Below are 1,666 nucleotides of genomic sequence, written 5' to 3'. Positions count from 1 at the left end.
ACCCCCGCCCCTTCACATGGACGAAGAGCGCCGACGAGATCCTCGAACGCCTGGCCTCATATCTTAATCGAATTCCCGGCGCAGGACACTAGAGGCCCACCCCCGGTTCCACATGCACTTCACGCCCACGTACTCCTCCTGGCTCAACCAGGTCGAGCGGTGGTTCGGCCTCCTGACGGACCAGCGGATACGGCGCGGGGCCCACAAAAACGTCCAGGCGCTGGAGAAGGACATCCGGACCTGGATCAAGACATGGAACGAGAACCCCCGGCCATTCGCCTGGACAAAACCGCCGACGAGATCCTCGAACGCCTCGCCACATATCTTGAACGAATTCCTGGCGCAGGACACTAGACGGCTGCCTCACCGTGACAGGACTGACCGTCAGCCCCTGAATACACCGAAGACGACATCGAGTTCAAGCTCGGTAATGCCCTGGTGACAGTATAAACCTCTCCAGTCACGGACCGTCCCGAACGCTACCCGTAGCCCGAGGCGCATCTATGATGAAATACGGCCTCTTTTATAATCTCTGCGAGAAGGGGGCGGTCGACATGCTGACGCATTGCAATCGATTGATTGCAGGAGTCGCGGTAGTCATCCCCATGAGTGTGCTACCAGCAATCGCTGTTCATCACCCTGCCACGACGTCCGTGCAAACGGCCACTGCCGCGCAGTCCAATCATGATCCCCTCCGTATCATGCTGACAAATGATGACGGCTACTCGGCGCCGGGCCTGCGTACAATGGCTCAGGCTCTTACCCGGGGCGGACATGAAGTGATCGTTGTGGCGCCGCTCACCGACAACAGTGCCAGCGGCACAAAGCTGAACCTTCTGGGGGGCCACATAACGGCGCAGAAGGTGGATGATCGGGCATGGGCGGTCGATGGTACCCCTGGCGATGCCGTTTCCTTCGGTCTAGGGGAAGTTTTCAAGGACAGCCCTCCCGACCTGGTGGTATCCGGAATCAACCCCGGGCCCAATGTCGCCGCGATCGCCAATCATTCTGGAACAGTCGGAGCTGCAGTCAGAGCGCTGGAGCACGGCGTGCCTGCCATAGCAGTCAGTAACGACATCGACCCGGGCAAGCCGATTCAGCCGACCTTCAACCAGATGAGGCACACCGCAGACTTTACGCAGCGCCTGGTCGATTACCTCCAGGACAAAAACCCTGATCAGCTACTACCCGAGGGAGTAGGGCTCAACGTCAACTATCCCTTGATCGGGGATGGAAGCGCAGCGGCGCGGGAAGTGACCGTAACCCAGCAGGATGATCAACTCGTTCTGCGGCCGAAATATCGGCACGTTGAGGGTGACTCATACGTCCTGGAACCCGAAATCCGCTTCTCCGGCCCGGAGCGTGATACCGATCTCGCCGCAATTTTGGCCGATCGGATTTCTGTGACGCCCATCCAGGCGGACTGGAACAGCAGCAATGCACAGGCAAACCAAACTTCCGCCCTACTGAACCAGATTTCCCCCTGAGAGTACTGAGGTTTTCTCAGCGAAATGATCTCGCGGCTGCTTGGACGTGAAGCCGGCTGCGGGCAGACGTGAAGCCCCTGGTAAGACAGGTCTCTCACAAGACCGCCTGTTCACCGGGGGCTTCACGTTGGTCACCTATGCTGCCATGCTCGACGTTCCGCGCCACGTCGTTCAGATGC

1 protein-coding gene and 1 pseudogene are annotated in these 1,666 nt (G+C 59.2%); both read left to right on the top strand.

Annotated features, from left to right (window positions below):
* Nucleotides 1-88: 88 nt before the first annotated feature.
* Nucleotides 89-170 (top strand): annotated as a pseudogene (locus tag AC07DW_RS34410) (hypothetical protein); the annotation flags it as partial.
* A 333-nt stretch (nt 171-503) separates the two neighbouring features.
* Complete coding sequence (surE, locus tag AC07DW_RS34405; protein ID WP_478861519.1) at nt 504-1,487, top strand: 5'/3'-nucleotidase SurE; 984 nt, start codon at nt 504-506, stop codon at nt 1,485-1,487.
* Nucleotides 1,488-1,666: the final 179 nt, after the last annotated feature.

Source organism: Streptomyces sp. NPDC045701, from assembly GCF_056432045.1.
This window is presented reverse-complemented; position numbering and strand designations above follow the sequence as displayed.